Source organism: Pantoea sp. GD03673, from assembly GCF_029844725.1.
In the GTDB taxonomy this organism is placed as follows: domain Bacteria; phylum Pseudomonadota; class Gammaproteobacteria; order Enterobacterales; family Enterobacteriaceae; genus Pantoea.
Genome location: NZ_JAOCKJ010000001.1, coordinates 372,522 through 395,908 on the forward strand (window position 1 = coordinate 372,522; position 23,387 = coordinate 395,908).

The window sequence follows — 23,387 nt, forward strand, 5'->3', positions numbered from 1 at the left end:
CTCTCCTTAATCACTTATCGCAACGTCGATGATTACTCAGTGCGGTTCATTTTGGCTTTCAGCGCGTTGAGCTGCTGGCTGATTTCATCATCCGCTTTCAGGTCCGTAAACCGCTGGTCCAGGGTTTTAGGTTTACCAAAACCGTGACTTTCTGCTTCCGCTTCCATGTGGTCGATGCGACGTTCAAACGATTCGAACCGAGCCATCGCTTCATCGATTTTACCGCTGTCCAGTTGACGACGAACATCACGTGATGATGACGCTGCCTGATGACGCAGGGTTAAAGCCTGCTGGCGGGCACGCGTCTCGCTCAGTTTTTTCTCCAGCTCGCTGATTTCGCCTTTCATACGTTCCAGCGTCTCTTCAACCTGACCCACTTCCTGTTTCAGTGAGGCGATCAGGTCAGTGAGTTTCTGTTTTTCAATCAGTGCGGAACGAGCCAGATCATCTTTATCCTTGCGCAGCGCCAGCTCGGCTTTTTCCTGCCAGTCAGCCTGCTGAAGTTCAGCCTGCTCAATACGACGTGACAGCTGTTTCTTTTCAGCCAGTGCCCGCGCAGAAGTTGAGCGTACTTCGACCAGTGTGTCTTCCATTTCCTGAATCATCAGGCGAACCAGTTTCTGTGGATCTTCCGCACGCTCCAGCAGAGAATTAATGTTGGCATTTACGATGTCAGCGAAACGAGAAAAAATACCCATAATGAAGTTCCTCTTTTAATGTTTTAAAACGTGATGCCCTGCCTGATTAATACAATATACGTGCCAACTTTTTATCTTGTTGATTTAAAACATATTTTAAATTTTACAGGCTCTGCGGCATGTTTTAAGATAGTCAAAATGATTAATGGGTGGCGAAATTCATCATGACAGGCACGAATGATAATCTGCTGGGTGAGTCTAATAACTTTCTGGAGGTACTGGAGCAGGTCTCAAAGCTGGCTCCTCTTGAGAAACCGGTGATGGTGATTGGTGAGCGCGGCACGGGGAAAGAACTGATCGCCAGCCGGTTGCACTATCTGTCCGACCGCTGGCAGGGGCCATTTATCTCACTGAACTGCGCCGCGCTGAATGAGAATCTGCTCGACTCAGAGCTATTTGGTCATGAAGCAGGTGCCTTTACCGGCGCACAGAAACGCCATCTGGGACGCTTTGAACGTGCTGATGGCGGCACCCTGTTTCTGGATGAGCTGGCAACCGCACCGATGCTGGTTCAGGAAAAACTGCTCAGGGTGATTGAGTATGGGCAGCTGGAGCGGGTTGGCGGCAATCATGCCCTCCAGGTTAATGTGCGACTGGTCTGCGCCACCAACGAAGATCTGCCCGCCCTGGCAGCGGCGGGAAAATTCCGCGCAGACTTACTGGATCGTCTTGCCTTTGATGTCGTGCAGTTGCCGCCACTGCGCGAACGCCGCAGTGATATTCTGGTCATGGCTGAGCATTTTGCCATTCAGATGTGCCGCGAGCTTGGCCTGTTACTCTTTCCCGGCTTTACCGCCAGGGCACAGCAAGCCCTGCTTGATTACCACTGGCCCGGCAATGTCCGCGAGCTAAAAAACGTGGTGGAGCGTTCCGTTTATCGTCATAACAGCAGCGAGCTGCCGCTTGATAATGTCATTATTAACCCGTTCGCTCCCCGCTCTGAACCGGTTGTGCTGCCGCGAGCCAGCCAGGATATGGATAGCGGCAGCCTGCCTGCCCTGCCGCTGGATCTGCGACAATGGCAGAATCAGCAGGAGCGGGAATTGGTTGATGCCAGCCTGCACCAGGCACGCTATAACCAGCGCCGCGCAGCCGGATTATTAGGCGTCACCTATCATCAATTGCGTGCGATGATGAAAAAGCACGATATAAAGGCGGAAAATTAATCCGTAACAGCCCGGTCTATTCTTTCAGCCTGGCAAGACATTACTTTTCACAAGATCGCTGATTTGTGGGCAAGGCCCCTTGCCCACTTTGGAATGACAAGGCTGCTACACGTCAATCTTTTCAGGAATAATAGACATTCCCCCTGGGATAAACGGTAAATACGTTTTAGAAAAATATTAGTTATTGTGACACTGTGTTTGAATATTCCGTAGTTAGCAATGTAATTTGCATGTTAATTGGATTAATCGCAACCCCCCTCTTCATCAGTTTACTTTCAAATCATAAGCGTCTATTTTATGGACTCTGGTCACTTTTAAGTTCCAGATAATGCAATTCATGCCAATTGATTAACGATTATTTTAACAGGCTTAAGGAATAAGCATGGCACTCCATGGAAAAATGATTCTCAATGGCGCTGACTACGCGCCGTTTAATCTTTACGGCGTCGGGGTTTTTATGGCGCACTCTGGTAGAGGATTGTATCGTAATAATGGAGCCTGTGGTGCGATACCAGATGATGGCCCGTTACCGCCTGGCAAATACTGGATAGTAGAGCGAGGTTCAGGAGGGTTCCTTTCCTGGGTTAGAGCTCAGGCTCTCGATCTTTTTAATAAAGTTTACTACGGGACAGAATTTGGACGCGACGAGTGGTTTGCACTGTACAAAGATGATTGGGGTATTGATGATGGCACCTGGATAAATGGTGTTCATCGAGGTCTGTTCAGGCTTCACCCTGGCACTGTCTCTAAAGGCTGCATTACTATAGCGCACAACTGTGATTATTCACTAATAAGGAACGCATTGTTAAGAACAACGCCGATACCGGTTCCCTGTATGCGATCGCTTATGGCCTGTGGATGGGTGGAGGTAGTTAATGACTTTAGCGAGACTTGCCCGTAGGTTTTTCAAAATTGCTTATTACGTTTCCCTCTCCTTGATCCTGGCCCGGAACATCGAAAATCCAGAAATCTGGATGAACGATGATTTAACTAATAAACTGGGCTATTTGCTTTATGGCCCGGGAGAGATAGGTGCGGATAACTTTTATGACCTTTATTTTTATATATCAGTGATGACTGTTTTTCCCCTAACCACCCTGATTTACTGTCTGACATTGAAGTTAATCAAAATATTAAGGAGAAAGTAAGATGCCTATCCCTCCCTATATGTGGCTCAAAGATGACGGCGGCGCAGAGATCAAAGGTTCCGTGGATGTGAAAGACCGTGAAGGTAGTATAGAAATCATTGGGCTGAGTCACGGCGTCAATCTGCCCGTCGATAGCGCTAACGGCAAAATAACCGGCACACGTCAGCATTCCTCCATGATGATTGAAAAAGATGTGGACCGCTCTACGCCCTATCTCTACAAAGCTGCCGCGACGGGCCAGACACTCGAAAGCGCAGTGATAAAGTTCTACCACATTAACGATGCCGGACAGGAAGTCTGTTATTACAGCGTCCTGATGGAAAATGTAAAAATCACCGGCGTTAACTGCGGCGTCCCGAATGTGAAATTAGCGGGGAACGACAGGATGAATCACATCGAAAATGTGAGTCTGCAGTATGAAAAAATCACCTGGAAAATTATCGACGGTAACATTCAGTATTCAGATGCGTGGAACGAAAGACCTGTGCTGTAGAGGCTAAAATAGTCCGGTATCAACCGGACTCTTCAGGCTTTAAGATAAGCTATCTATTACCAATGACGCTCCTTATCGCTCATCTTTTCAGGCTGCCTGATAGCAGAAACCCGTCCGACGCCAGCCGTAACCATTATCACGGCCAGCGCTGACATCAGCAGCACATTGCTCATGCCATAGTGTGCCGCCAGCGGACCTGCAACCAGTTGCCCAAAGGGAATGGCAATAAAAGACCCCATTGCATCATACGCGTAAACGCGGGCGAGTTTATCCGGTGGAATATGCGTCTGTAATGAATGCGCCCATATTACGCCGAACAGACCCAATGTCATACCGGCAATAAAAAATCCCGCTATCAGCCATAATGCTGTGGCATTCTGGCTCAGCAAAAATAAGGGAAGTGCGTAAAGTCCTGCCAGCATAGCGCCAGTATAAAGATCGCGACGTGGATGCCATTTCATGGCCAGAAAAGAACCTGCAATTAATCCCGCACTGTGGGCGGCTACAATTATCCCCCACTGCGTTCGCCCGAAAGAGGCATCCGCAATCATTGGGCCCAGCACCACGACGATGCCGTTGAAAGCAACATTGATAACAGCGAACTGGACGACTATCGACCAGATCCAGCTGCGGCCAGCAAATTCTGCCCATCCCTCTTTGAGATCCTGAAGAATATTGCCGTGCGACGTGCTGGCTTTCTCTGCGCTGGCACGAATGAAGAAATAGAGGGGTGCAGAAGCAGCAAAGCCCAGCGCATCTATCGCCAGTCCCCAGCCCGGCCCGACAGCACTGGTAATCACGCCTCCCAGCGAAGCCCCCATCACCGTTCCGCCATAAACACCCAGCTGAATTAAGGCATTGGCCTGACGCAGATGCGTTGCAGGCACCACCTGCGGCACCAGCGCAGCTGAAGCAGGCAGTGCGATCCCTGCAGCCGCACCATTCAGGGCACCCAGCAGCGCAAGGCTTGTTAATGTGGCTGAACCTTCGAGCACAGACCAGGCAACGATAGCCTGCGAAATCGCAGCAACCCCCGCCGATATCACCAATACCTGACTGCGAGAATAGCGGTCGGCAATGACGCCACCGACCAGCAGAAACAGCACGTTAAGCAGGGAACGGGACGCAACCACTATCCCTAAATCAGAGGCAGACCCGCCAATATCCAGTACCGCAAAGGCCAGCGCAATGGGTGCAATCCCGTTTCCCAGCACGGTAAACAGACGTCCGAAAAAAAGATAGCGAAAGGAAGAATGATGAAAAGCCTGAGCGTTTTTTTGGAATATATTCATTGTCAGGAATGGGGTGGCCAGAAGTTGCGCTTATAATAACTCTGTTTCTGAGTTTGTTAAGTGCGCATTGATAAAACCTCAACTTCCATTAAGCATAAGCCCGAAGAGATAAGCGTGATTTTCCTCATTTAATGAAAAGTCTTAATATCACGGTGTGGCTGGTAAAGTTTTCAGACATTTTATTAACCCGTATTATTTTTTGATACTTACTCAGATGAATGCTACGTTATTCCAGTTCGATTAGAGCCCGGATGTTAACTCTCTCTGGAATTCTTACAAAACAGTAAAAAAGCCACTACCCCTTAAATCTGACAGGATAAATCAGGCTGTCACGCACTGATTTTTTAACGGAAAAAAGTGACCCGCCATGCGCACTGTGCCGTGCTGCTCTTCCTCTCCGCGTCTTGGTTTAAACGACCTGGTGTTTCAATGCGGGTCTCTTCTGCCGATTCCGACGCACATAACAAAAAAAGCCCGCCATGAGGCGGGCAACAATACTGGAAGCAATGTGAGCAATGTCGTGCGCTTCTTCGGCAGAGCCACCGTCGAAGCGCAAAGGAATAATAATCATTCTTATTATCATCTGTAAAGCAGTTATTGAGAACTCTTCTCATTACCACACCTTCTGTGCGCGCATTCCACCCCGCGATGACGAAAATCGGGCTGGCAGTGGTTGCAGGTTTTGGGACAATGCCCGCTTTGCGATACACTCTCATCAATGCCTCAAAATCGTTGAGTTCTATGTCAAAACTACTATGTTCGCTGTTGCTAAGCGTCAGCGCGTTGAGCGCCCCCGCGTGGTCAGCGCCCGCCGGTGATATACGCCAGACCGGCTTTGTTTATTGCGTCAGCGGCACGCTAAACACCTTTAATCCGCAGATGGCCAGCAGCGGGCTGACTGTCGATACGCTGGCGGCCCAGTTGTATGATCGTCTGCTGGATGTCGACCCCTACACCTATCGTCTTAAACCCGACCTGGCATCAAGCTGGGAAGTGCGTGACAACGGAGCAACCTATCGCTTCCATCTGCGCAGCGGCGTGCAGTTTCAGCAGACTCATCAGTTCCGCCCTACGCGACCGCTGAACGCCGACGACGTGGTTTTCAGCTTTGCCCGCATGTTTGACCGTCATCACCCGTGGCACAACGTCAACGGCGGCAACTATCCCTACTTCGATAGTCTGCAATTTGCCGATTCGGTTCAGAGCGTGAAAAAAATCGACAGCAGGACAGTTGAGTTCAGGCTCAACAGCCCGGATGCGTCGTTCCTCTGGCACATGGCGACGCATTATGCCCCTGTGTTGTCAAAGGAGTATGCTGACCAGCTCACCGCAAAAGGTCGTCAGGAAGAGATGGACCGTCAGCCGGTCGGTACCGGTCCTTATCAGCTCAGCGAATATCGTACCGGTCAGTACATCCGTCTGGCGCGTAATCCTCACTACTGGCGTGGCGTACCGCGACTGCAACAGGCCGTGATTGATCTTGGCTCCGGTGGCACCGGGCGGCTCTCCAAACTGTTGACCGGTGAATGCGACGTGCTGGCCTATCCTGCCGCCAGCCAGCTCAGCATCCTGCGCGATGACCCGCGCCTGAGGATGACGCTGCGTCCCGGTATGAACATCGCCTATCTGGCTTTTAACACCCGTAAACCGCCACTCGACCGCCCTGAAGTGCGGCATGCGCTGGCGCTGGCGATCAACAACGAACGGTTGATGGAGTCGATCTATTACGGCACCGCTGAAACGGCCGCGTCGATATTACCGCGCGCTTCCTGGGCTTATGATAATGATGCGCGTGTCACCAGCTATGATCCGGAGAAGTCCCGCGCCGCGCTGGCCGCACTTGGCATCAGCGATCTGCATCTGCGGCTGGTGGTGCCAGCCGCGTCGCAGTCCTGGAACCCCAGCCCGCTGAAAACCGCCGAACTGTTACAGGCAGATCTGGCGCAGGTTGGTGTCCGGTTAACGATTGTGCCGGTTGAGGGACGTTTTCAGGAGGCGCAGCTGATGGCGATGAATCATGATCTGACACTGTCTGGCTGGGCCACCGACAGTAACGATCCGGACAGTTTCTTCCGCCCGCTACTCAGTTGCGCGGCCATTCGTTCGCAGACCAATTACGCGCACTGGTGCTCTCCGGCCTTTGACGAAACGCTGCAGAATGCCCTGTTATCACAACAACTGGCTGGCCGCATCGACAGCTATGACAAAGCGCAGCAGATGCTGGCGCAGGATTTACCGGTCCTGCCGCTGGCTTCCTCTCTGCGACTGCAGGCCTTTCGTCATGACATCAAAGGGCTGGTACTGAGTCCGTTTGGCAACGCCTCCTTTGCCGGGGTTTATCGTGAAAGCGATAAGGAAAAGTAAGTGATTATCTATATTTTGCGACGTCTGCTGCTGCTGCTCATTACCCTGTTCCTGCTGTCGCTGGTCAGCTTCAGCCTGAGCTACTTTACTCCTAACGCGCCGCTGGAAGGCGCTGCGCTCTCTGACGCCTGGTGGTTCTGGTTTAAAGGGATGCTGCAGTTTGATTTCGGCGTCTCAAGCACTAACGGTCAGGAGATTGGGCTGCAATTGCGTGAAGTTTTTCCGGCCACCATGGAGCTCTGTATTCTGGCGTTTCTGTTTGCGCTGCTGGTCGGGATCCCTCTGGGGATCTGCGCCGGTGTGATGCGCAATAAATGGCAGGATAAAACCATCAGTGCGCTGGCGCTGTTCGGCTTCTCTGCGCCGATCTTCTGGCTGGCGCTGCTGCTCACGCTTTTTTTCTCGCTGACCCTGGGCTGGCTGCCGGTCTCGGGACGTCATGATCTGCTCTATCCGGTGCAGAATATCTCCGGCTTTGCGCTGATTGACGCCTGGCTGAGTTCTTCACCGTGGCGGCACGAGATGATTATCAGCGCCCTCTCCCACCTGATTTTACCGGTGCTTGTGCTGGCAATGGCCCCCACCACGGAAGTGATCCGCCTGCTTCGCAACAGCACCAGCGACGTGATGGATAAAAATTATGTCAAAGCGGCCGCCACACGCGGTCTTTCGCGCTTTACGGTAATCCGCCGCCACGTGCTGCATAACGCGCTGCCGCCAGTGATCCCGCGTCTGGGCCTGCAGTTCTCGACCATGCTGACGCTGGCGATGATTACCGAAATGGTGTTTAACTGGCCTGGCCTTGGGCGCTGGCTGATCAATGCGATTCGTCAGCAGGATTATGCAGCCATCTCAGCCGGTGTAATGGTAATTGGCGGGCTGGTGATTCTGGTGAATGTGATTTCTGACGTGATTGGTGCAGCAATGAATCCGCTGAAACATAAGGAATGGTATGCCCTCCGATAGGGCTTTCCACGCTGATAAAAAAGCGATTTAAAACAGGCAGACATGCGCGTTGTCTGCCTGACATTGCTATCATTGCACGCATTTCCGCACACAAACGTTTTCTCTTCAGAAAGATTTGTGTTTGAATTGTTAAAATTTGATGAGGTGATAAAAATTTATGGATGACGTCGACCTGGCACAGGAGCGTGAAGAAGCGCATCTCGCCGCTGCCCTGGCAGCCCGTAAGTCCAGATTAGTCAGCCTCAGTGGCCAGTGTATCTGGTGTAAAGAAGAGCCGGTTGTGATTGACTCGGCTTTCTGTTCAGCAGAATGCGGTGAAGACCATCATAAGCATCAGCGTGAGATGAAGCAGCGCATCACCTGATTGCCACAGCGCAGACATTGTCAGACGCTTAACTGCACTTTATTGCTGACATCGTGCTTATCGGGATTTTATTGCAGGGTGTCAGAAACAATAACAGAATTTATGCACGTCCGTTGTCAATCATTCATACAAGGAAAGGATATGAGTCTCAGCAGAGTGTTTATGGTATTGACGTTTGCAGCGTGTCTTGCACTGCTGCTAAAAGCAGGTTCAGTTCATATTACGCATTATCTTGATGACAAAATCGACCATCAGATTACCCGATGGGCTGATGGCCGCTAGCCGACAGGCTTAATGTATGCCCGCGCCAGAGCGGGCTTTTTTATGCCCTTTATGCCTAAGTGTTCCCCTATTTTAAAGGCTTTTTCACGGGCTTAATCAGGCGCATGCTATTTGCGCATAACCCCGGTTTACGCTTGCATTGACTGCTGGTATTGCACATAACCAGGGATTAAGTCGTAGGAACATAAATCTGACAGGCATCTGACAACTCCTCCTCATGAAATCCGTGCGTTAAATCGACAAAGCGGCCGGATGCGTTTGAGGCTGGAATATTATTTTATGGAGTAAGGCAAATGACTATCAGTATAAGACCTGCTCAATTACCTGATATCGAAGGTATTTTCTCTGTCAGAACATCTGTCATTGAAAATCATTTAAGCCGTGAGGAAATGAGGGAACTGGGAATCACAGAAAGTAGCGTGGGCGATATGATCACAAAGGATCAGTGCGCCTGGGTTGCAATTGCCGCAGATGAAATTATTGGTTTTTCAATGATTTTAAAAGACAAAGGCTGCCTTTTCGGCCTTTTCGTGCTTCCTGCATATGAAGGTAAAGGTATCGGTCGAAGACTGACTGTACTTGCAGAGCAGGAGTTATTCAGACATCACGAAATTGCCTGGCTGGAAACCGACAAAAACAGCCGTGCGGCGAAGTTTTACCTGCAACTCGGCTGGGGTAATGAAACAAACATAGATGGCGCTTTTATCAGATTAGAAAAGCAGCGTAATCGCTGAACGTCTGCAGCTCTATTTGCGTTCCGCTTCTGTCATGCCTCTGAAACACTAAGCGCCGGATGAAGATATGACATCACACATCTCAGTCAATTCAGTCCCTGGACCCGATTACGCCCTTTGTGTTTTGCTTCATAAAGCGCCTTATCAGCCTGTTGCCTGAGTCTTTTGGCCTCATCTGCCTGTCCGTCTGCAATCAGGCTACTGTATCCGGCGCTGAGGGTCACAACACCGTCCGGCAGCCCGGAAGTTTCGTGCGGTATTCTGGCCGCCATAACAGCGTTGACTGCGCGTTCAGCTACCTTTTTCGCTTCTGTCTCACTGCTGAAAGGCAGGATAATGGCGAACTCTTCTCCGCCATAGCGTGCCACCACCGCATCCTGGCGCTGCGTAATTTCTTTCAGGATGTTGCTTACCCGCTGAAGGCAGGCATCACCGGCCACATGCCCGTAGGTATCGTTGTAACGCTTGAAAAAGTCGATATCAAACATGATGAGTGACACGGGTTCACCTGATTTTTGTGAGCGCTTGAGGACCTGATCCAGCATCGCGTCAAACTGGCGGCGATTCGCCAGTCCGGTAAGCCCGTCGATCAGCGCCAGTGACTGCAGCGTATGGTTGATTGTGGTCAGCTCATCCCGGATTTGTGTTAATTCCAGCTGATTTCTTACGTTCTTTTTAACCTGTGTGAGAACAAACTTTCCCATTCCTGAAATCATGACCAGCAGCACCAGATTCAGTATGACGTCGATGATATTGGCGGAGAACCAGTCTTCCCGGATCTTTTCAAGGTCATATCCCGCAGTGACGATCAGCGGATACTGTTCAAGACGGGCGTAACCATAGACCCGCTCCACCCCATCCAGTGCAGAGCGCCACGTTGCACTGCCACTGGCTGACGTTTTCAGGACGGTTGTAAATAATGGACTCGTTGACAGGCTGCGGTTAATGGCGGTGTCCGGAAAGGGCCGGATATAAAGAACAGAGGTATCCGCCAGAATCAGCCCCAGAACGTCGCGGTCACCCAGCGTGTAGTAGCTGTAGAACTGCCGGAAATAGTCTACCTTGACCGTCGCCAGTGCGACTCCGGCAAAGTTGCCCTGTGAATCGTTCAGTCGTAATGAGACCGGAATAACAAGATCACCTGTAGACCGGCTGCGGATAACGCGACCAATCCGGACACGGGTGTCTTCATGGGTTTGGTGCCAGATAAAATAGTCCCGGTCGGCGTTGCTTCCTTTCGCCGGAACATAGTTGCCCGACGTGGCAATCCATTTACCCTGTGCGTCATAAATAAACAGGCCATGAAGCTGACGCAGTTTCCCCTGCTGCTCTTTAAGCTGATGAGCAAAGACGGGCGTTGCGGCGTAATTGAGTCCGTTCAGAGTGAGCTGCCGAACGGCATCAGCCAGCGTAATGTCTACCTGCAGAAAGGCATCTTCCGCCTGTTTGGCCAGTGAAACAGAAAGGTTACGGGCATCATCTTCACGTACTTTCTGATTGTGCTGCCATGAGCCCCAGAGCGTAAACATGTTGATAACTACTACCGCAAGCACGGTGATCAAAAGGAACAAGGCCATAGTGCGGCCAAGAGAATTACGCATGCCTGAGGGTGCAGCGTTGCCGTGGGTTTTATTCAAGTCAATTATTTCCAGTCCATTTCGATACTGAAACATAATTTATGTATGAGATAACCGCAAGCAAACCGGGATGCCCCACACCGGGAGTGTTTTTTTTGCGGCTCCGGTCTCAGGAATGTTAACCCGCATTTGCATTACTGATTTCTCCTCAGAGCAGTTTCGTTAGCGGATGTTCAGTCGCTTGGCCAGAAATGAATTATGCCGTTTTAAGGCATGAAGGGCTGCGCTCAAACGTTGCATTCGCACATGAGCCCTGCTGACTGCTGGCAGGACGTCGGGTTACCAACCTGTCGCACAGGCAGTTCCCTGTTTGCATTTATTGCCCAATCGTGATGAATGGATATCTCTTATTTCCAGCCACACCGCGGGTGAGAAAAAATATGCATGAGCCACACAACCTTAAAATACAGAGAATAATTTTACTCTGACGCGTTAATCAGAATCCGGTCTTTCGAAGAGAAGTGTTGGAGTTTTCTATGAACTGCCGTTTATTAAGCGTTATTTCGGCCCCCTGAAATAACACTTTACAGGTATAGCGCACCGTTAAATTAATAACTTCACCTCCTGACAGAATTAACAGTCAGGCACGGCAAAAACGACCGATGACCTCTCGGCAGGCATTTTTATGTGTGACTAATATCATTAACGAAGAAAACGGCGTTAAAAGTATATATTATCAACCACAAGGCCCCAACAGAAATGTCGGGGCCTGCGGCTTGATCAGAAGCGTAAACGCGGATTATTCAGACTTACGTCCGCCGCTGTGGCTATTCTGCCCACCTTTCTTACCCGCTTCAGACGCCTTTTCCCGGTCATTGGCGAAATTACCGCCGCTGTTATGCCCGCCTTTTTTACCCGCTTCTGATGCTTTCTCGGGATTTTCTGCGAAGTTACCTGAACCACCACGATGTTCGGCCATAATATCCTCCTGGATATAGATAATAGTTGGCAACCAGCATAATGAGTTACGCCAGCCGTATTCGTGTTGCAGTTCTTATTCTAGAAGAGGCCCTCATGTATGCAAGCGCACCCGGAATAACCTGATAATAAAAGCAAGCTAAGCGAAACGCATTAACACAATAATAAGCCAGCCGACAGATTGGTAATTTTAAAAATAAAACATAGCGTTAACAACCGGACAAAAAAACCTGTACTGCAAACGCCATTAATAAAGTTTTACGCTTATATAAACTTAAAAAAACCTGCCACTCAGACAATGCCCGCTATTTGCCTGTCAGCAGCATAAAACCTGACGCAAAGCGTTCGCGTTTGATTCACCCCGTCACAGCGACAGTCCCCCCACGCTGCACAATCGTGCCCCCGCCCTGAATTGGCTGGCCGGACGCGACAAACAAAACGCCGCAGACTCCTGTTCATTCGATGCAATGGCCGGGACCGGCATCCCAAAGGTCGTGCTCATCGCCGGTCCAGAGCGATTTCCCTGCCATGCCGCACACTCGCGGCTTTTGTCCGTGTACTCTCCCCGTCCGTTGCAGGCCTGTCCTGACGTCATCGTCGACGTTCTGCGGAGGCGGATCGTTACCTTTTGTCACGCAGAACCGAAATTGCAGACGGCGTTCCCTTGCCTGCGACAGGGATATCGACGGATAATCCCCTGTATCGCGCTGAACGGGCTTATCCTTAGAGCAGCAACGGCTGATAAATGTTACGCCTGCTAAGAGGGATGCCTGACATGTGGTCCTTGCAGATTGACGACGACGCCTTTATCGCGGCATTACCTCTGGTATTAATGTGTATTTCCCCGCATCGCATACACAGCAGCTTAGCTCTTCAGATTAGTCCTGGTGAAGCAACATTACGCATTAAATCGAGATAAATAACTGATATGATTTACTTTTACAAAGCAACGTTGCCTGAAGTTAAGCACAGTAAAGTGAAACATTATGCCCTCCGATAATATCTACGCTGAAAAACGCCTGCCCAGCGCGTTTCGTCAGAGCTGGCACCATTTCTATGGCAACCCGATCTCGATGGTCGGCCTCTATGGCTTTGGCTCGTTGCTGCTGCTCTGCCTTTTTGGCGGGCTGATGGCACCTTACGGCATTGACCAGCAGTTCCTGGGGTATCAGCTGCTGCCGCCGTCATGGTCGCGCTATGGCGATGTCTCGTTCTTTCTCGGCACTGACGATCTGGGCCGGGACGTACTGAGTCGCCTGCTGAGTGGTGCAGGACCGACGGTGGGTTCAGCGATCCTGGTGACACTGTTCGCTACGCTGGGCGCACTGGTGCTGGGTGTGCTGGCGGGCATGACGCACGGCATTCGCTCGGCGGTGATGAACCACGTACTGGATACCCTGCTTTCCCTTCCCTCGCTGTTGCTGGCGATTATCGTGGTGGCGTTTCTCGGGCCGCGACTGGAACATGCGCTGCTGGCAGTCTGGCTGGCGCTGATGCCACGTCTGGTGCGCGAGATTTACAGTGCCGTGCATGATGAGCTGGAGAAAGAGTACGTGGTGGCGGCACGCCTGGACGGTGCCCGTGGGCGCAATATCCTGCGCTACGCCATTTTACCGAACATTTTACCGTTGCTGATCACCGAAATTACCCGCGCACTGTCGATGGCGATTCTGGATATTGCCGCACTTGGCTTTCTTGACCTGGGCGCACAGCTGCCTTCGCCGGAATGGGGCGCGATGCTGGGCGACTCGCTGGAACTGATCTATGTCGCGCCCTGGACCGTGATGCTGCCCGGTGTGGCGCTGATGGTCAGCGTATTAATTGTTAACCTGCTCGGTGACGGCATCCGTCGCGCCGTCGAAGCGGGAGTGGAATAAATGCCGTTACTTGATATCCGAAATCTGACCATTGAGTTTATGACCGCTGACGGGCCGGTCAAAGCGGTCGATCGCGTCAATCTGACGCTGGCCGAAGGTGAAATCCGCGGGCTGGTCGGTGAATCCGGCTCCGGTAAAAGTCTGGTCGCCAAAGCTATCTGCGGCGTGACCAACGATAACTGGCGGGTGACCGCCGATCGCATGGTGTTTGATGATGTAGACCTGCTGCGCTTGTCCCCACGCGAGCGCCGTCGCATTATCGGGCATAACGTTTCGATGATTTTTCAGGAGCCGCAATCCTGTCTTGATCCCTCGGAAAGCATTGGCCGTCAGCTGATGCAGGTGATCCCGCGCTGGACGTATAAAGGTTCCTGGCTCAAACGATTCTGGTTCTGGCGCAAAACCCGCGCCATTGAGCTGCTGCATCGCGTCGGCATCAAAGATCATAAAGACATCATGCGTAGCTTCCCCTATGAGCTGACCGAAGGGGAATGCCAGAAAGTGATGATCGCCATTGCGCTGGCCAACCAGCCGCGTCTGTTGATCGCCGATGAGCCGACCAACGCCATGGAGCCCACGACGCAGGCGCAGATATTCCGCCTGCTGAGCCGTCTGAACCAGAATAACAACACCACCATTCTGCTGATCAGTCACGACCTGCGCACCATGAGTCAGTGGGCTGATCGCATTAATGTCATGTATTGCGGTCAGACGGTGGAAACCGCGCACAGCGAAGATCTGATGAGTACGCCGCATCATCCTTACACTCAGGCGCTGATTCGGGCCATGCCCGATTTTGGCCGCGCCCTGCCGCACAAAAGTCGTCTCAACACGCTGTCAGGGGCGATCCCGTCGCTGGAGAGCCTGCCGATTGGCTGTCGTCTGGGGCCACGCTGTCCCTACGCACAGCGCAAATGTGTTGAAACGCCGCGCCTCACCGGCAGCAAGACTCATCTTTTTGCCTGTCATTTCCCGCTGAATATGGAGGGCCAGTAGCATGGAGACCCTGCTGGAAGTGCGCAACCTGAGTAAAACGTTTCGCTATCGCACCGGCCTGTTCCGGCGTCAGCACGTTGAGGCGGTGAAGTCGGTCAGTTTTACCCTGCGCGAAAAGCAGACGCTGGCGATTATCGGTGAAAACGGTTCCGGCAAGTCCACGCTGGCGAAAATGCTCAGCGGCATGATCGCGCCAACGGAAGGTGAGATTCTGATAGACGATCACCCGCTGACCTTTGGCGATTACGGCTATCGCAGTCAGCGCATCCGCATGATTTTCCAGGATCCTTCAACCTCACTGAACCCGCGTCAGCGCATCAGTCAGATCCTGGAGTTTCCGCTGCGGCTGAATACCGGACTCACTGCGGAAGAGCGCGAAAAACGCATTATCGACACCCTGCGTCAGGTAGGTTTATTGCGCGATCACGCGGGCTATTATCCGCACATGCTGGCCCCCGGACAAAAACAGCGTCTGGGACTGGCGCGTGCGTTAATCCTGCAACCCAAAGTGATTGTTGCTGACGAAGCGCTGGCCTCACTGGATATGACCATGCGCTCCCAGCTGGTGAATCTGATGCTGGAGCTGCAGGAGAAGCACGGAATCGCCTACATTTATGTTACCCAGCATCTGGGGATGATGAAGCACATCAGCGACAAGGTGCTGGTGATGCATCAGGGCGAAGTGGTTGAACGCGGCGGCACCGCTGACGTGCTCGCGTCCCCGCTGCACGATCTGACCCGACGGCTCATCAGCAGCCACTTTGGCGAGGCACTGAGTGCTGAAGCCTGGCGGCGCGAGCGCTGATTTTTGCTGCATATCGCGGAAATTGCGGGCCGATTTACCTGATTTATGAGAGACGTGCTAGAATCCGCACGTCGATTAACGTCGGTCGCTTACTTTTTAACCATGCGGCCGCCAACTACAATGACCATAAGGATTACAGCTATGGGTTTTCTTTCCGGTAAGCGCATTCTGATTACTGGCGTTGCCAGTAAACTTTCCATGGCCTACGGTATTGCACAGGCGATGCACAAACAGGGCGCAGAACTGGCTTTCACCTACCAGAACGACAAGTTAAAAGGTCGTGTGGAAGAGTTTGCTAAAGATTTGGGTTCAGACATCGTGCTGCCATGTGACGTAGCCGAAGATGAAAGCATCAAATCTCTGTTCACTGAACTGGCAAAAACCTGGCCGAAATTTGACGGTTTCGTTCACTCTATCGGTTTCGCCCCAGGCGAGCAGCTGGTTGGCGACTACGTGAACGCCGTTACCCGCGAAGGCTTTAAAATCGCGCATGACATCAGTGCTTACAGCTTCGTCGCGATGGCCAAAGAGTGCCGCGAGATGCTGAATCCAAATTCTGCGCTGCTGACCCTCTCTTACCTGGGTGCTGAACGCGCCATCCCTAACTACAACGTAATGGGTCTGGCGAAAGCCTCGCTGGAAGCTAACGTGCGTTACATGGCTAACGCTATGGGTCCGGAAGGCGTGCGTGTTAACGCCGTTTCTGCCGGTCCTATCCGCACCCTGGCGGCATCAGGCATCAAAGATTTCCGTAAGATGCTGGCACATTGCGAAGCGGTCACCCCGATTCGCCGTACCGTTACCATCGAAGATGTCGGCAACTCAGCAGCATTCCTCTGCTCTGACCTGGCTGGCGGCATCACCGGTGAAGTGGTACACGTTGATGGCGGCTTCAGCATCGCCGCAATGAACGAACTGGAACTGAAATAAGTCAGTTAAGGGCGAGCCTGGCTCGCCCTTCTTTTTTGCCCCTGCTCCCTTCTCCCGCCTGATTTTTCTGCCGTTATACCGTAACGCTATTAATTATCACCGATCATTCTTTTGCCCCGGTCTGGCCATCAGCGACGATAAGCCTGCCCTTCGGTTTATGCACATTTTCAGATTTTGCCACCTGCATACCGAACCCGAATTTGCAAAAGGATTGATCATGGAACAACGCCGCTATCCGGGCCATAACCACTGGTTCTACGAGAGCCAGACCAGTCCGCGAACATCTCAGGCCGCGCCGCTTGTGCCAGAGGCCGCCCTTATCGACGACCGTTTTCTGCTGGGATGCTGTGCCGATAACGCCGGGGTACAGTCACTGCTGCGCACGCAGCAGCCCGCGCTGCTGGCGGCACGCGATCTGGCACAGCTGCTGTTTCCCGATCGCGTCGTCACGTCGCTGACACACACCTTAACGCTTTACGACCGCCTCAGCACCGCGCTGACCGTGGCGCAGGTCGCGGGTGTACAGCGGTTGTGCAATCACTACTCTGCCCGCCTGAATCCGCTGCCTGGCCCTGACTCTTCACGTGAGAGCAATAATCGCCTGACCCAGATCACGCAGTATGCGCGCCAGCTGGCGATGCAGCCTGAGCTGATCGGTGCCTGCGCCATCACCGCGCTGGACGCGGTTGGCCTGACCGAACCCGATATTGTGACGCTGAATCAGGTCATCGGGTTTGTCAGTTACCAGGCGCGGGTTGTCGCAGGCTTACAGGCGCTGCAGGCGCAGCCGGTTCGCTGGCTCCCCGGCAGTACCGCACCGCCTGATGCCGGGGCCAGCGGCTTTGATCAGCCTGTCCGCTGGCAGCCGGTGCTGAAGCCGCTGGAGCTGCGCTATGCCAGTGCCGAACAGCTGGCTGCGGTCACCCACTGTCAGGCGCTGCCCGGTATGCAGGACGCGGTATGGCTGCTGGCCCATGATCCGTCAGCGCTCTATGGCTGGGCGCAACTGCGTCAGCATTTGTCTCAGGAGAACACCCTCGCCGAGGCGACAGTCGCCCGAATTCTTGGCAGTCGCTGGGCTTTCCGGTTGCTGGCCGGGAATGAAAAGTTGATTAAAGGGGTAGATGACACAGATTTAAAAGGAGAAGAGCAGAATATCGTTGCGCTGGCGGCGCAGCTGACCCGTTCCCCTGAACGTTTCAGCGCAGCCCATCTGCAACCGCTGATGGCGGCGGGATGGGAAGCCGATGCGCTGTTCGCGCTGATTCAGACTGTCGCGGTGGGCAACTGGAACAGCCGTCTGTTTTACGCACTGGGCGAAGCGCAGTAATCGGGTAACCGGACAGGCCACAACCCCTCGTCACAGCGGCCTGCTGATGCCTTGCCGTCTCGCAAATTACACCGGCAGCAAACCACGCGCTTCATCGAAAAAATGCTGGGCCAGCGGAGTGGCCCGGCCAGGTTCGGCGATAACCAGCGCGCCCTGACGGGCCATCGGCGGCAGCGTGAGGGTGCGCTGACTCAGCCCCTGAAGTGAAGCGGGCAGCAGATGGCCCACCGGCGACACCAGCAGCCCCAGCCCGACCTGGGCGCACTGCATCAACTGCATCACGGAAGCGCTCTCGACGATCACCCTTGGCACCAGCGCCGCCTCGCGAAAGGCCATATCGAGGTAACGGCGAAAATAGCGGGTTGGCTCCGCCAGGCAGAGCGGCTGTTGCGCCAGTTCGGAAAGCGCCAGTGGCGTGTCCCCCACCAGCGCCGGAAAATGGTCAGGATGAAAAACCGCTTCAACGCCCTGGTCGGCCAGCATCTCGGTCTGAAAATGGAGTTCCCGCAGGGTCGCCATCTCAAAAAAACCGATGCCGACATCCACCGTGTGGCTGTTGAGCGCGTCCAGCAACTGGTCAGCACTGAGCACCGCAATGCGGTAGTCGAGCTGCGGATAACGCGTCTGCACCGCTTTCAGCAGCAGCGGCAGCGCCACGCTGCACTGCGGCACGACGCCCACCCGCAGCGTCCCGTTTACCCCATGCTTCAGCGATTCCACTTCCAGCTTCAGCCCCTGATAGACCGAAACGATTTCCCGCGCCCACGTCAGAACACGATCGCCCTCTGGCGTAAAGCCGGCAAAGTTATTGCTGCGATTAATGAGCGGCAGGCCCAGCTCGCGCTCCAGATTTTTCAGGCGCATCGAAAGTGTCGGCTGTGTAACAAAACTGGCTTCTGCAGCCCGCCCGAAATGGCGTTCCCGTTCCAGGTTACACAGGTAAATGAGTTGTTTAATGTCGATGTCAGTTATCCATCAGCAGGTTTAAAACAGGTCGCGTCACTGTCTCAATGGCAGTATCAGCCAGAGTATAAGGGTCAATGTTACCCTGCGCGGGCGCTAATCGTTTAACCGCACGGATCATCTGCCCGGCCAGAATAATAAAATCAGCGCGTCGTGCAGACCGGCTGCACGACGCAGAGCTAACGGTTAAATCAGCATTCCCGGTCCTGGGGTTTAAGCGGTTTTGTCAGTATGGCGTTCAGCGCCAGACAGATTAGCCCAAAGCCCACAGGCAGCAGGAAATCGTAGCGCAGCAACCGGTAAAGCCCGATTCCGGCCACACCGCCTGCAAGGAAAGCCAGCAGAGTCAGAGCATGTAATCGCAACCGTTCCAGGTAGCGCGGCGCATCTTTGGGTGACGCCTTGCGCCGCAGGACCTCAAACAGCATCGCCAGCTCAATCCCGATATCGGTTGCTGTGCCGGAGATATGGGTGGTGCGAACACGCGCATTGGAGATCCGCGTCACCACCGCATTTTGCAGCCCCATCAAAAAACTCAGGCTCAGTATCAACACCACACCAGGGGACAGCGGCGGAAAATGATGCTCAATCACCCCCAGCGCAATCAGCGCGGTGCCCTCAATCAGGATGACAAAGGCATAAATGGCCCGGATGTTCCTGCGGTGCCCGGCATTGATCATCAGCGTTGAAAACGCAGAACCCGCAATAAAAAGCAGGACAACCGACAGAAAAAACAGGCCGGGTCCCAGATTCATTTTTGCCAGATGATCGGACAGCAGCGAGACGTTCCCGGTCATATTGGCGGAAAAAAAACCGACAATCTCAAAGGCGGCGGTATTCAGCGCGCCTGCGGCACCCGCAAGCGTGCAGGCCAGTCGGGTATCGGCGCTGTTGCTGCGGGCATTTTCTGTGCTGATTAGCATGACGACCCTGTGTGCAATGCAAAGCCTTATAATCTGCCGATTAGCCACCCGCTACAAGGCGCTGAATCAAACTCTCCCTTCTCTGTCGCAGCAGGATCCAAACCCCGGCATTCAGGATCCCGCGCTGAACGGACTCAGCGCGGAGACGCCGGATTAATGCGCTGCAAGACGGAAGGTAGAGACCGACTGCGTCAGATACTGCACCTGCTCCTCCAGCGAGGCAGACGCCGCCGCGGACTCCTGCACCAGCGCCGAGTTCTGCTGGGTGACGCTGTCCATCTCGGTCACCGCCTGTTCAATCTGACCAATGCCGCGACTCTGCTCATCAGACGCGGTGGAGATGTGCTCCATCAGCAGATTCACACGGCTGACCGAGGAGATAATGGCACTCATCGCCTCGCCGGTCCGGCTGACCTGATCAGAACCGGTTTGAATGATCGAAACCGATTCCGCAATCAGCCCCTCAATCTCTTTCGCGGCGGTGGCGCTGCGCTGGGCCAGGTTACGCACTTCTCCCGCTACGACTGCAAAGCCGCGCCCCTGCTCACCTGCCCTGGCGGCCTCCACGGCCGCGTTCAGTGCCAGAATGTTAGTCTGGAAGGCAATGCTGTCGATAACCGTGGTGATCTCTTCAATCTTCTTCGAGCTGGCGTTAATCAGCCCCATTGATACCACCACTTCCTGCGAAACTTTTTCACCGCTTTCCGCATTTTTCACGGCTTCGCTGGTCAGACGGCAGGCTTCAAAGACGTTTTCGGTGTTCTGTTTCACCGTTGCACCCAGCTGCTCCATGCTGGCTGCGGTCTCCGTCAGTGCGGCGGCCTGCTGTTCGGTGCGCGAGGCGAGATCGATGTTACCCGCTGCAATTTCCTGTGAGGCGGTCGAGACTGAACGGGTGGAATCACGCACCTGCAGAATAATGCCGGTCAGCGCGCTGCGCATCTGCTCCAGCGAGCCCATCAACAACTGAATTTCACTGCGTGAACCCGGTTTAACCGGCACCGTGGCATCCAGTACGCCTGCCGCAATCAGCTTGCAGTGTTCCTGCGCGTGATTAAGCGGTAACAGGACGTAGCGTTTCATGAAGATGTAAATGGCGACGATGATGCCGAAAAACAGCACGCCAAACAGTCCCAGCAGGGTAATGCCGGAGGTGAAGTGACTCTGGGCGTCGCTGTTGAGCTTTTTGGCATAGGTTTCATGCTGGGCCAGAACCCGATCCAGAATAATTTCATACTGGCGGTCAAGGCGAACAACGGTCGGGATCTGATTTTTAAAACGCACCTGATCGTGCGCTTCAGCCGCATCAATTAATGGCTGTAACCCCTGCTGACGATAGGCCTGATAAGCCTGACTGTAGGCATCTGCCTCGGCCGCTTCGCCCGGCAGACGCGGCGCATTCATGTAGGCCTGGAATGCGGCATCCGCTTTACCCGCCACGGTCCGCACGCTGTCCAGTGTAGCGGGATTGCTGGCGTTGCTGCCCTCCATCTCCTTCATGTACTCCATCAGACGGACACGCAGCGTGCGGCTGTGGTTGATGGGATCAATCACCGAAAGCACGACACGAATCTCTTTGTTGACCGCATTCAGAGAGTGGTTGCTCTGAATCAGCAGCCAGGTACTGATCGCCACGCTGGTAAGAAACAGCGCCAGCAGGAAGGAAAAGATAATCAGGGAAGATTTTTTTAACGACATCACGATGTTCCAGTAATCAGGAGGATTAGTGGCTATATCGGCAAAAAAATCCGCCCCATTAGGGCTGGACTTTTTTTAGTTACAATAAGCGGAACGGCAGGTAACAGACTGCCAGGCTAGAGACGCGCTGATGGCCTCCCGAAGGCGGACAACCAGCGCGTGCGCAGCCGTCAGACACCGGGTTGTTACGCCACCCCCAGCGCCATTTTTACTTCGTTTGCGATCTTCTCAACCTGCGGGCCGTAAATAACCTGAATGTCGTGCTCGCTGACGCGATTTATCCCGTTTGCACCGGTGCTCATCAGCGTCTGATCGACCACCTCATTCATCTCTTTGACCCGCACCCGCAGCCGGGTAAAGCAGCAATCGACATCCTCGATGTTGGCCTGCCCGCCCAGCCCGCTGATAATCACCTGGGTTCGCTCATCCGCAGTGACCTGTTGCGTTTTCTCCTCTTCCGACTCGCGGCCCGGCGTTTCAACCTGCATCCGCGTGATCACCAGCCTGAAAGCGTAGTAGTAAATCGGCGCGTAGATAGCGCCCAGTGCCAGCGTCCACCACCAGTGGGTTTTGGCCCCGCCCAGCATACCGAACACCACCAAATCAATGACGCCGCCCTGCACGTTGCCGATCATCAGATGCAGCATCGACATCAGCATAAACGACAGCCCGGTCAGGAACGCATGCAGCAGGTAGAGCACCGGCGAGACAAAGATAAAACAGAACTCCAGCGGCTCGGTAATTCCGGTGGTAAAGGAGGTCAGCGCCCCCGCCATCACCAGCGCTTTGACCCGCTGCTTATGCTCGGGCCGCGCGGTGTGGTAGATAGCCAGCGCCGCCGCAGGCAGACCAAACATCATCACCGGAATCTTGCCCTGTGCCAGAAACTGCGTAGCGGTGCGAAGGGTCTCATCGGGGATTGACCCCGGATGGGTCAGCGACGCGTTAAAGATGTTCAGCGCACCCACAATCGTCTGACCGTCGACCACGGCCATCCCGCCAATCGGTGTGAAACGCACGGTTTCGTTGAGAATGTGATGCAGGCCGGTGGGGATCAGAATGCGTTCAAACGCCCCCAGCAGAAAAGCCCCATACTGGCCACTTTTGCCGATCATCTGACCAATCCAGGCGATACCCTGGCCGATGGTCGGCCAGACCAGCGCCAGTAAAATCCCAATCAGCGGCAGACAGACCACCGTCACAATCGGCACAAAACGCCGTCCGCCAAAAAAGCTGATCGCGGTCGGCAGTTGCTGGGTATAGAAGCGATTGTGCAGCGCCACCGTGATCAGACCGGCAATCACCCCGCCCAGCACGCTCATGTTGTAGGTGAAGACACCCAGCATGTTGATATATTCCGCCGAGGTCATCATGGCGGTGGTCTGATCCATCCCCGCCTGCTGCAGCGCGGCCGGTGTGGTGGTGGCTGCGGTGATCCCCTTCGCCGCCAGGGTGGCGCTGATGCCGACGTTCATCACGATGTAGCCAATCACCGCAGCAAAGGCGGCTGTGGGTTTTTCCGCTTTTGCCAGTCCGATAGCACTTGCCACCGCAAAGAAGACTGGCAGGTTAGCAAACAGCGCCCCTGCAATCTTGCGAATAAAACCAATGATTAACTGCGGCACCTGCATCTGCGCAAAGGCCTCGCCGGTCACTGCCGGGTTCTGCATCGCCGCCGCCAGACCGAGAAAAATCCCGGCGGCAGCGATGACCGAGATTGGCATCATCAACGCTTTGCCAAACGCATGGATCTGGCTGGTCAGCTGTTTCATGGAGTTGCGCCCTCTCTGGTTATGAACAGCA

Annotated in this window: 21 protein-coding genes and 1 pseudogene; 12 read left to right on the top strand and 10 right to left on the bottom strand. The window is 53.7% G+C overall.

Annotation, left to right across the window (positions count from 1 at the left end):
* Positions 1–32: 32 nt before the first annotated feature.
* Complete coding sequence (pspA, locus tag N5J69_RS01765; RefSeq protein ID WP_279767702.1) at positions 33–698, bottom strand: phage shock protein PspA; 666 nt, start codon at positions 696–698, stop codon at positions 33–35.
* Between the two features lie 164 nt (positions 699–862).
* Here pspA and pspF point away from each other — a divergent pair, with 164 nt between their 5' ends.
* The 3 genes from pspF (at position 863) to tssD (ending at position 3,505) form a co-directional block, all read left to right on the top strand.
* Complete coding sequence (gene pspF, locus N5J69_RS01770) at positions 863–1,864, top strand: phage shock protein operon transcriptional activator (RefSeq protein ID WP_279767703.1); 1,002 nt, start codon at positions 863–865, stop codon at positions 1,862–1,864.
* A 382-nt stretch (positions 1,865–2,246) separates the two neighbouring features.
* Positions 2,247–2,765 (top strand): DUF2778 domain-containing protein, encoded by a 519-nt coding sequence (locus N5J69_RS01775; RefSeq protein ID WP_279767705.1) that lies wholly within the window; start codon positions 2,247–2,249, stop codon positions 2,763–2,765.
* 248 nt (positions 2,766–3,013) lie between these two features.
* Positions 3,014–3,505, top strand: coding sequence for a type VI secretion system tube protein TssD (tssD, locus tag N5J69_RS01780; RefSeq protein WP_279767706.1), 492 nt, complete (start codon positions 3,014–3,016; stop codon positions 3,503–3,505).
* A 56-nt stretch (positions 3,506–3,561) separates the two neighbouring features.
* Here tssD and N5J69_RS01785 read toward each other — a convergent pair whose 3' ends face one another.
* Positions 3,562–4,797, bottom strand: coding sequence for an MFS transporter (locus tag N5J69_RS01785; RefSeq protein WP_279767708.1), 1,236 nt, complete (start codon positions 4,795–4,797; stop codon positions 3,562–3,564).
* 409 nt (positions 4,798–5,206) lie between these two features.
* Positions 5,207–5,368 carry a hypothetical protein gene (locus tag N5J69_RS01790; RefSeq protein ID WP_279767710.1) on the bottom strand — a complete coding sequence of 54 codons (162 nt, stop codon included), beginning with the start codon at positions 5,366–5,368 and terminating at the stop codon, positions 5,207–5,209.
* 170 nt (positions 5,369–5,538) lie between these two features.
* Here N5J69_RS01790 and sapA point away from each other — a divergent pair, with 170 nt between their 5' ends.
* The 4 genes from sapA to N5J69_RS01810 all read left to right on the top strand — a co-directional run bounded on the left by sapA (position 5,539) and on the right by N5J69_RS01810 (position 9,507).
* Positions 5,539–7,161 carry an ABC transporter substrate-binding protein SapA gene (sapA, locus tag N5J69_RS01795; RefSeq protein WP_279767711.1) on the top strand — a complete coding sequence of 541 codons (1,623 nt, stop codon included), beginning with the start codon at positions 5,539–5,541 and terminating at the stop codon, positions 7,159–7,161.
* A complete protein-coding gene (gene sapB, locus N5J69_RS01800; RefSeq protein WP_279767713.1) occupies positions 7,162–8,127 on the top strand; it encodes a putrescine export ABC transporter permease SapB in 966 nt (321 codons plus the stop codon). It begins immediately after the preceding gene.
* A 157-nt stretch (positions 8,128–8,284) separates the two neighbouring features.
* Positions 8,285–8,491, top strand: a complete 207-nt coding sequence (locus tag N5J69_RS01805) for a hypothetical protein (RefSeq protein WP_279767714.1) — start codon at positions 8,285–8,287, stop codon at positions 8,489–8,491.
* Positions 8,492–9,066: 575 nt separating this feature from the next.
* Positions 9,067–9,507: a GNAT family N-acetyltransferase gene (locus tag N5J69_RS01810; RefSeq protein ID WP_279767715.1), complete on the top strand. Its 441-nt coding sequence runs from the start codon at positions 9,067–9,069 to the stop codon at positions 9,505–9,507.
* A gap of 86 nt (positions 9,508–9,593) precedes the next feature.
* On the opposite strand, the gene N5J69_RS01815 is transcribed toward N5J69_RS01810, so the two are convergent.
* From N5J69_RS01815 to N5J69_RS22200, 3 genes and pseudogenes are all read right to left on the bottom strand, one after another.
* Entirely contained in the window at positions 9,594–11,108 is a 1,515-nt protein-coding gene (locus tag N5J69_RS01815) for a sensor domain-containing diguanylate cyclase (RefSeq protein WP_279768094.1), read from the bottom strand.
* 775 nt (positions 11,109–11,883) lie between these two features.
* Positions 11,884–12,063 carry a general stress protein gene (locus N5J69_RS01820; RefSeq protein WP_279767717.1) on the bottom strand — a complete coding sequence of 60 codons (180 nt, stop codon included), beginning with the start codon at positions 12,061–12,063 and terminating at the stop codon, positions 11,884–11,886.
* A gap of 613 nt (positions 12,064–12,676) precedes the next feature.
* A pseudogene (locus N5J69_RS22200) lies at positions 12,677–12,760 on the bottom strand (DUF4102 domain-containing protein); the annotation flags it as partial.
* Positions 12,761–13,048: 288 nt separating this feature from the next.
* Between N5J69_RS22200 and sapC the strand changes: the two are divergent.
* The 5 genes from sapC to N5J69_RS01845 all read left to right on the top strand — a co-directional run bounded on the left by sapC (position 13,049) and on the right by N5J69_RS01845 (position 18,000).
* A complete protein-coding gene (sapC, locus tag N5J69_RS01825; protein WP_279767718.1) occupies positions 13,049–13,939 on the top strand; it encodes a putrescine export ABC transporter permease SapC in 891 nt (296 codons plus the stop codon).
* Entirely contained in the window at positions 13,940–14,935 is a 996-nt protein-coding gene (sapD, locus tag N5J69_RS01830; RefSeq protein ID WP_279767719.1) for a putrescine export ABC transporter ATP-binding protein SapD, read from the top strand.
* 1 nt (position 14,936) lies between these two features.
* On the top strand, positions 14,937–15,740 hold the full coding sequence (gene sapF, locus N5J69_RS01835) for a putrescine export ABC transporter ATP-binding protein SapF (RefSeq protein ID WP_279767720.1): 804 nt from the start codon (positions 14,937–14,939) through the stop codon (positions 15,738–15,740).
* Positions 15,741–15,881: 141 nt separating this feature from the next.
* Positions 15,882–16,670, top strand: a complete 789-nt coding sequence (fabI, locus tag N5J69_RS01840) for an enoyl-ACP reductase FabI (protein WP_279767722.1) — start codon at positions 15,882–15,884, stop codon at positions 16,668–16,670.
* Positions 16,671–16,887: 217 nt separating this feature from the next.
* Positions 16,888–18,000 carry an oxidoreductase gene (locus N5J69_RS01845; RefSeq protein WP_279767723.1) on the top strand — a complete coding sequence of 371 codons (1,113 nt, stop codon included), beginning with the start codon at positions 16,888–16,890 and terminating at the stop codon, positions 17,998–18,000.
* Between the two features lie 66 nt (positions 18,001–18,066).
* On the opposite strand, the gene N5J69_RS01850 is transcribed toward N5J69_RS01845, so the two are convergent.
* The 4 genes from N5J69_RS01850 to N5J69_RS01865 form a co-directional block, all read right to left on the bottom strand.
* Positions 18,067–18,963, bottom strand: coding sequence for a LysR family transcriptional regulator (locus N5J69_RS01850; protein WP_279768095.1), 897 nt, complete (start codon positions 18,961–18,963; stop codon positions 18,067–18,069).
* A 191-nt stretch (positions 18,964–19,154) separates the two neighbouring features.
* The gene (locus tag N5J69_RS01855; protein ID WP_279767724.1) at positions 19,155–19,886 is read right to left on the bottom strand and encodes a YoaK family protein; all 732 of its coding nucleotides are present in this window, start codon (positions 19,884–19,886) and stop codon (positions 19,155–19,157) included.
* A gap of 153 nt (positions 19,887–20,039) precedes the next feature.
* Entirely contained in the window at positions 20,040–21,584 is a 1,545-nt protein-coding gene (locus tag N5J69_RS01860) for a methyl-accepting chemotaxis protein (protein WP_279767725.1), read from the bottom strand.
* A gap of 185 nt (positions 21,585–21,769) precedes the next feature.
* The gene (locus N5J69_RS01865; protein WP_279767726.1) at positions 21,770–23,356 is read right to left on the bottom strand and encodes a PTS transporter subunit EIIC; all 1,587 of its coding nucleotides are present in this window, start codon (positions 23,354–23,356) and stop codon (positions 21,770–21,772) included.
* Positions 23,357–23,387 lie beyond the last annotated feature (31 nt).

Bases quoted from the DNA above. Each gene is read 5' to 3' on its own strand.
- sapC (WP_279767718.1), top strand. From the start codon at position 13,049: ATGCCCTCCGATAATATCTACGCTGAAAAACGCCTGCCCAGCGCGTTT.
- N5J69_RS01805 (WP_279767714.1), top strand. From the start codon at position 8,285: ATGGATGACGTCGACCTGGCACAGGAGCGTGAAGAAGCGCATCTCGCC.
- N5J69_RS01815 (WP_279768094.1), bottom strand. From the start codon at position 11,108: ATGCGTAATTCTCTTGGCCGCACTATGGCCTTGTTCCTTTTGATCACC.
- fabI (WP_279767722.1), top strand. From the start codon at position 15,882: ATGGGTTTTCTTTCCGGTAAGCGCATTCTGATTACTGGCGTTGCCAGT.
- N5J69_RS01855 (WP_279767724.1), bottom strand. From the start codon at position 19,886: ATGCTAATCAGCACAGAAAATGCCCGCAGCAACAGCGCCGATACCCGA.
- N5J69_RS01785 (WP_279767708.1), bottom strand. From the start codon at position 4,797: ATGAATATATTCCAAAAAAACGCTCAGGCTTTTCATCATTCTTCCTTT.
- pspA (WP_279767702.1), bottom strand. From the start codon at position 698: ATGGGTATTTTTTCTCGTTTCGCTGACATCGTAAATGCCAACATTAAT.
- N5J69_RS01845 (WP_279767723.1), top strand. From the start codon at position 16,888: ATGGAACAACGCCGCTATCCGGGCCATAACCACTGGTTCTACGAGAGC.
- N5J69_RS01860 (WP_279767725.1), bottom strand. From the start codon at position 21,584: ATGTCGTTAAAAAAATCTTCCCTGATTATCTTTTCCTTCCTGCTGGCG.
- sapA (WP_279767711.1), top strand. From the start codon at position 5,539: ATGTCAAAACTACTATGTTCGCTGTTGCTAAGCGTCAGCGCGTTGAGC.
- N5J69_RS01775 (WP_279767705.1), top strand. From the start codon at position 2,247: ATGGCACTCCATGGAAAAATGATTCTCAATGGCGCTGACTACGCGCCG.
- N5J69_RS01810 (WP_279767715.1), top strand. From the start codon at position 9,067: ATGACTATCAGTATAAGACCTGCTCAATTACCTGATATCGAAGGTATT.
- pspF (WP_279767703.1), top strand. From the start codon at position 863: ATGACAGGCACGAATGATAATCTGCTGGGTGAGTCTAATAACTTTCTG.
- N5J69_RS01865 (WP_279767726.1), bottom strand. From the start codon at position 23,356: ATGAAACAGCTGACCAGCCAGATCCATGCGTTTGGCAAAGCGTTGATG.
- N5J69_RS01820 (WP_279767717.1), bottom strand. From the start codon at position 12,063: ATGGCCGAACATCGTGGTGGTTCAGGTAACTTCGCAGAAAATCCCGAG.
- sapD (WP_279767719.1), top strand. From the start codon at position 13,940: ATGCCGTTACTTGATATCCGAAATCTGACCATTGAGTTTATGACCGCT.
- sapF (WP_279767720.1), top strand. From the start codon at position 14,937: ATGGAGACCCTGCTGGAAGTGCGCAACCTGAGTAAAACGTTTCGCTAT.
- N5J69_RS01790 (WP_279767710.1), bottom strand. From the start codon at position 5,368: ATGATTATTATTCCTTTGCGCTTCGACGGTGGCTCTGCCGAAGAAGCG.
- tssD (WP_279767706.1), top strand. From the start codon at position 3,014: ATGCCTATCCCTCCCTATATGTGGCTCAAAGATGACGGCGGCGCAGAG.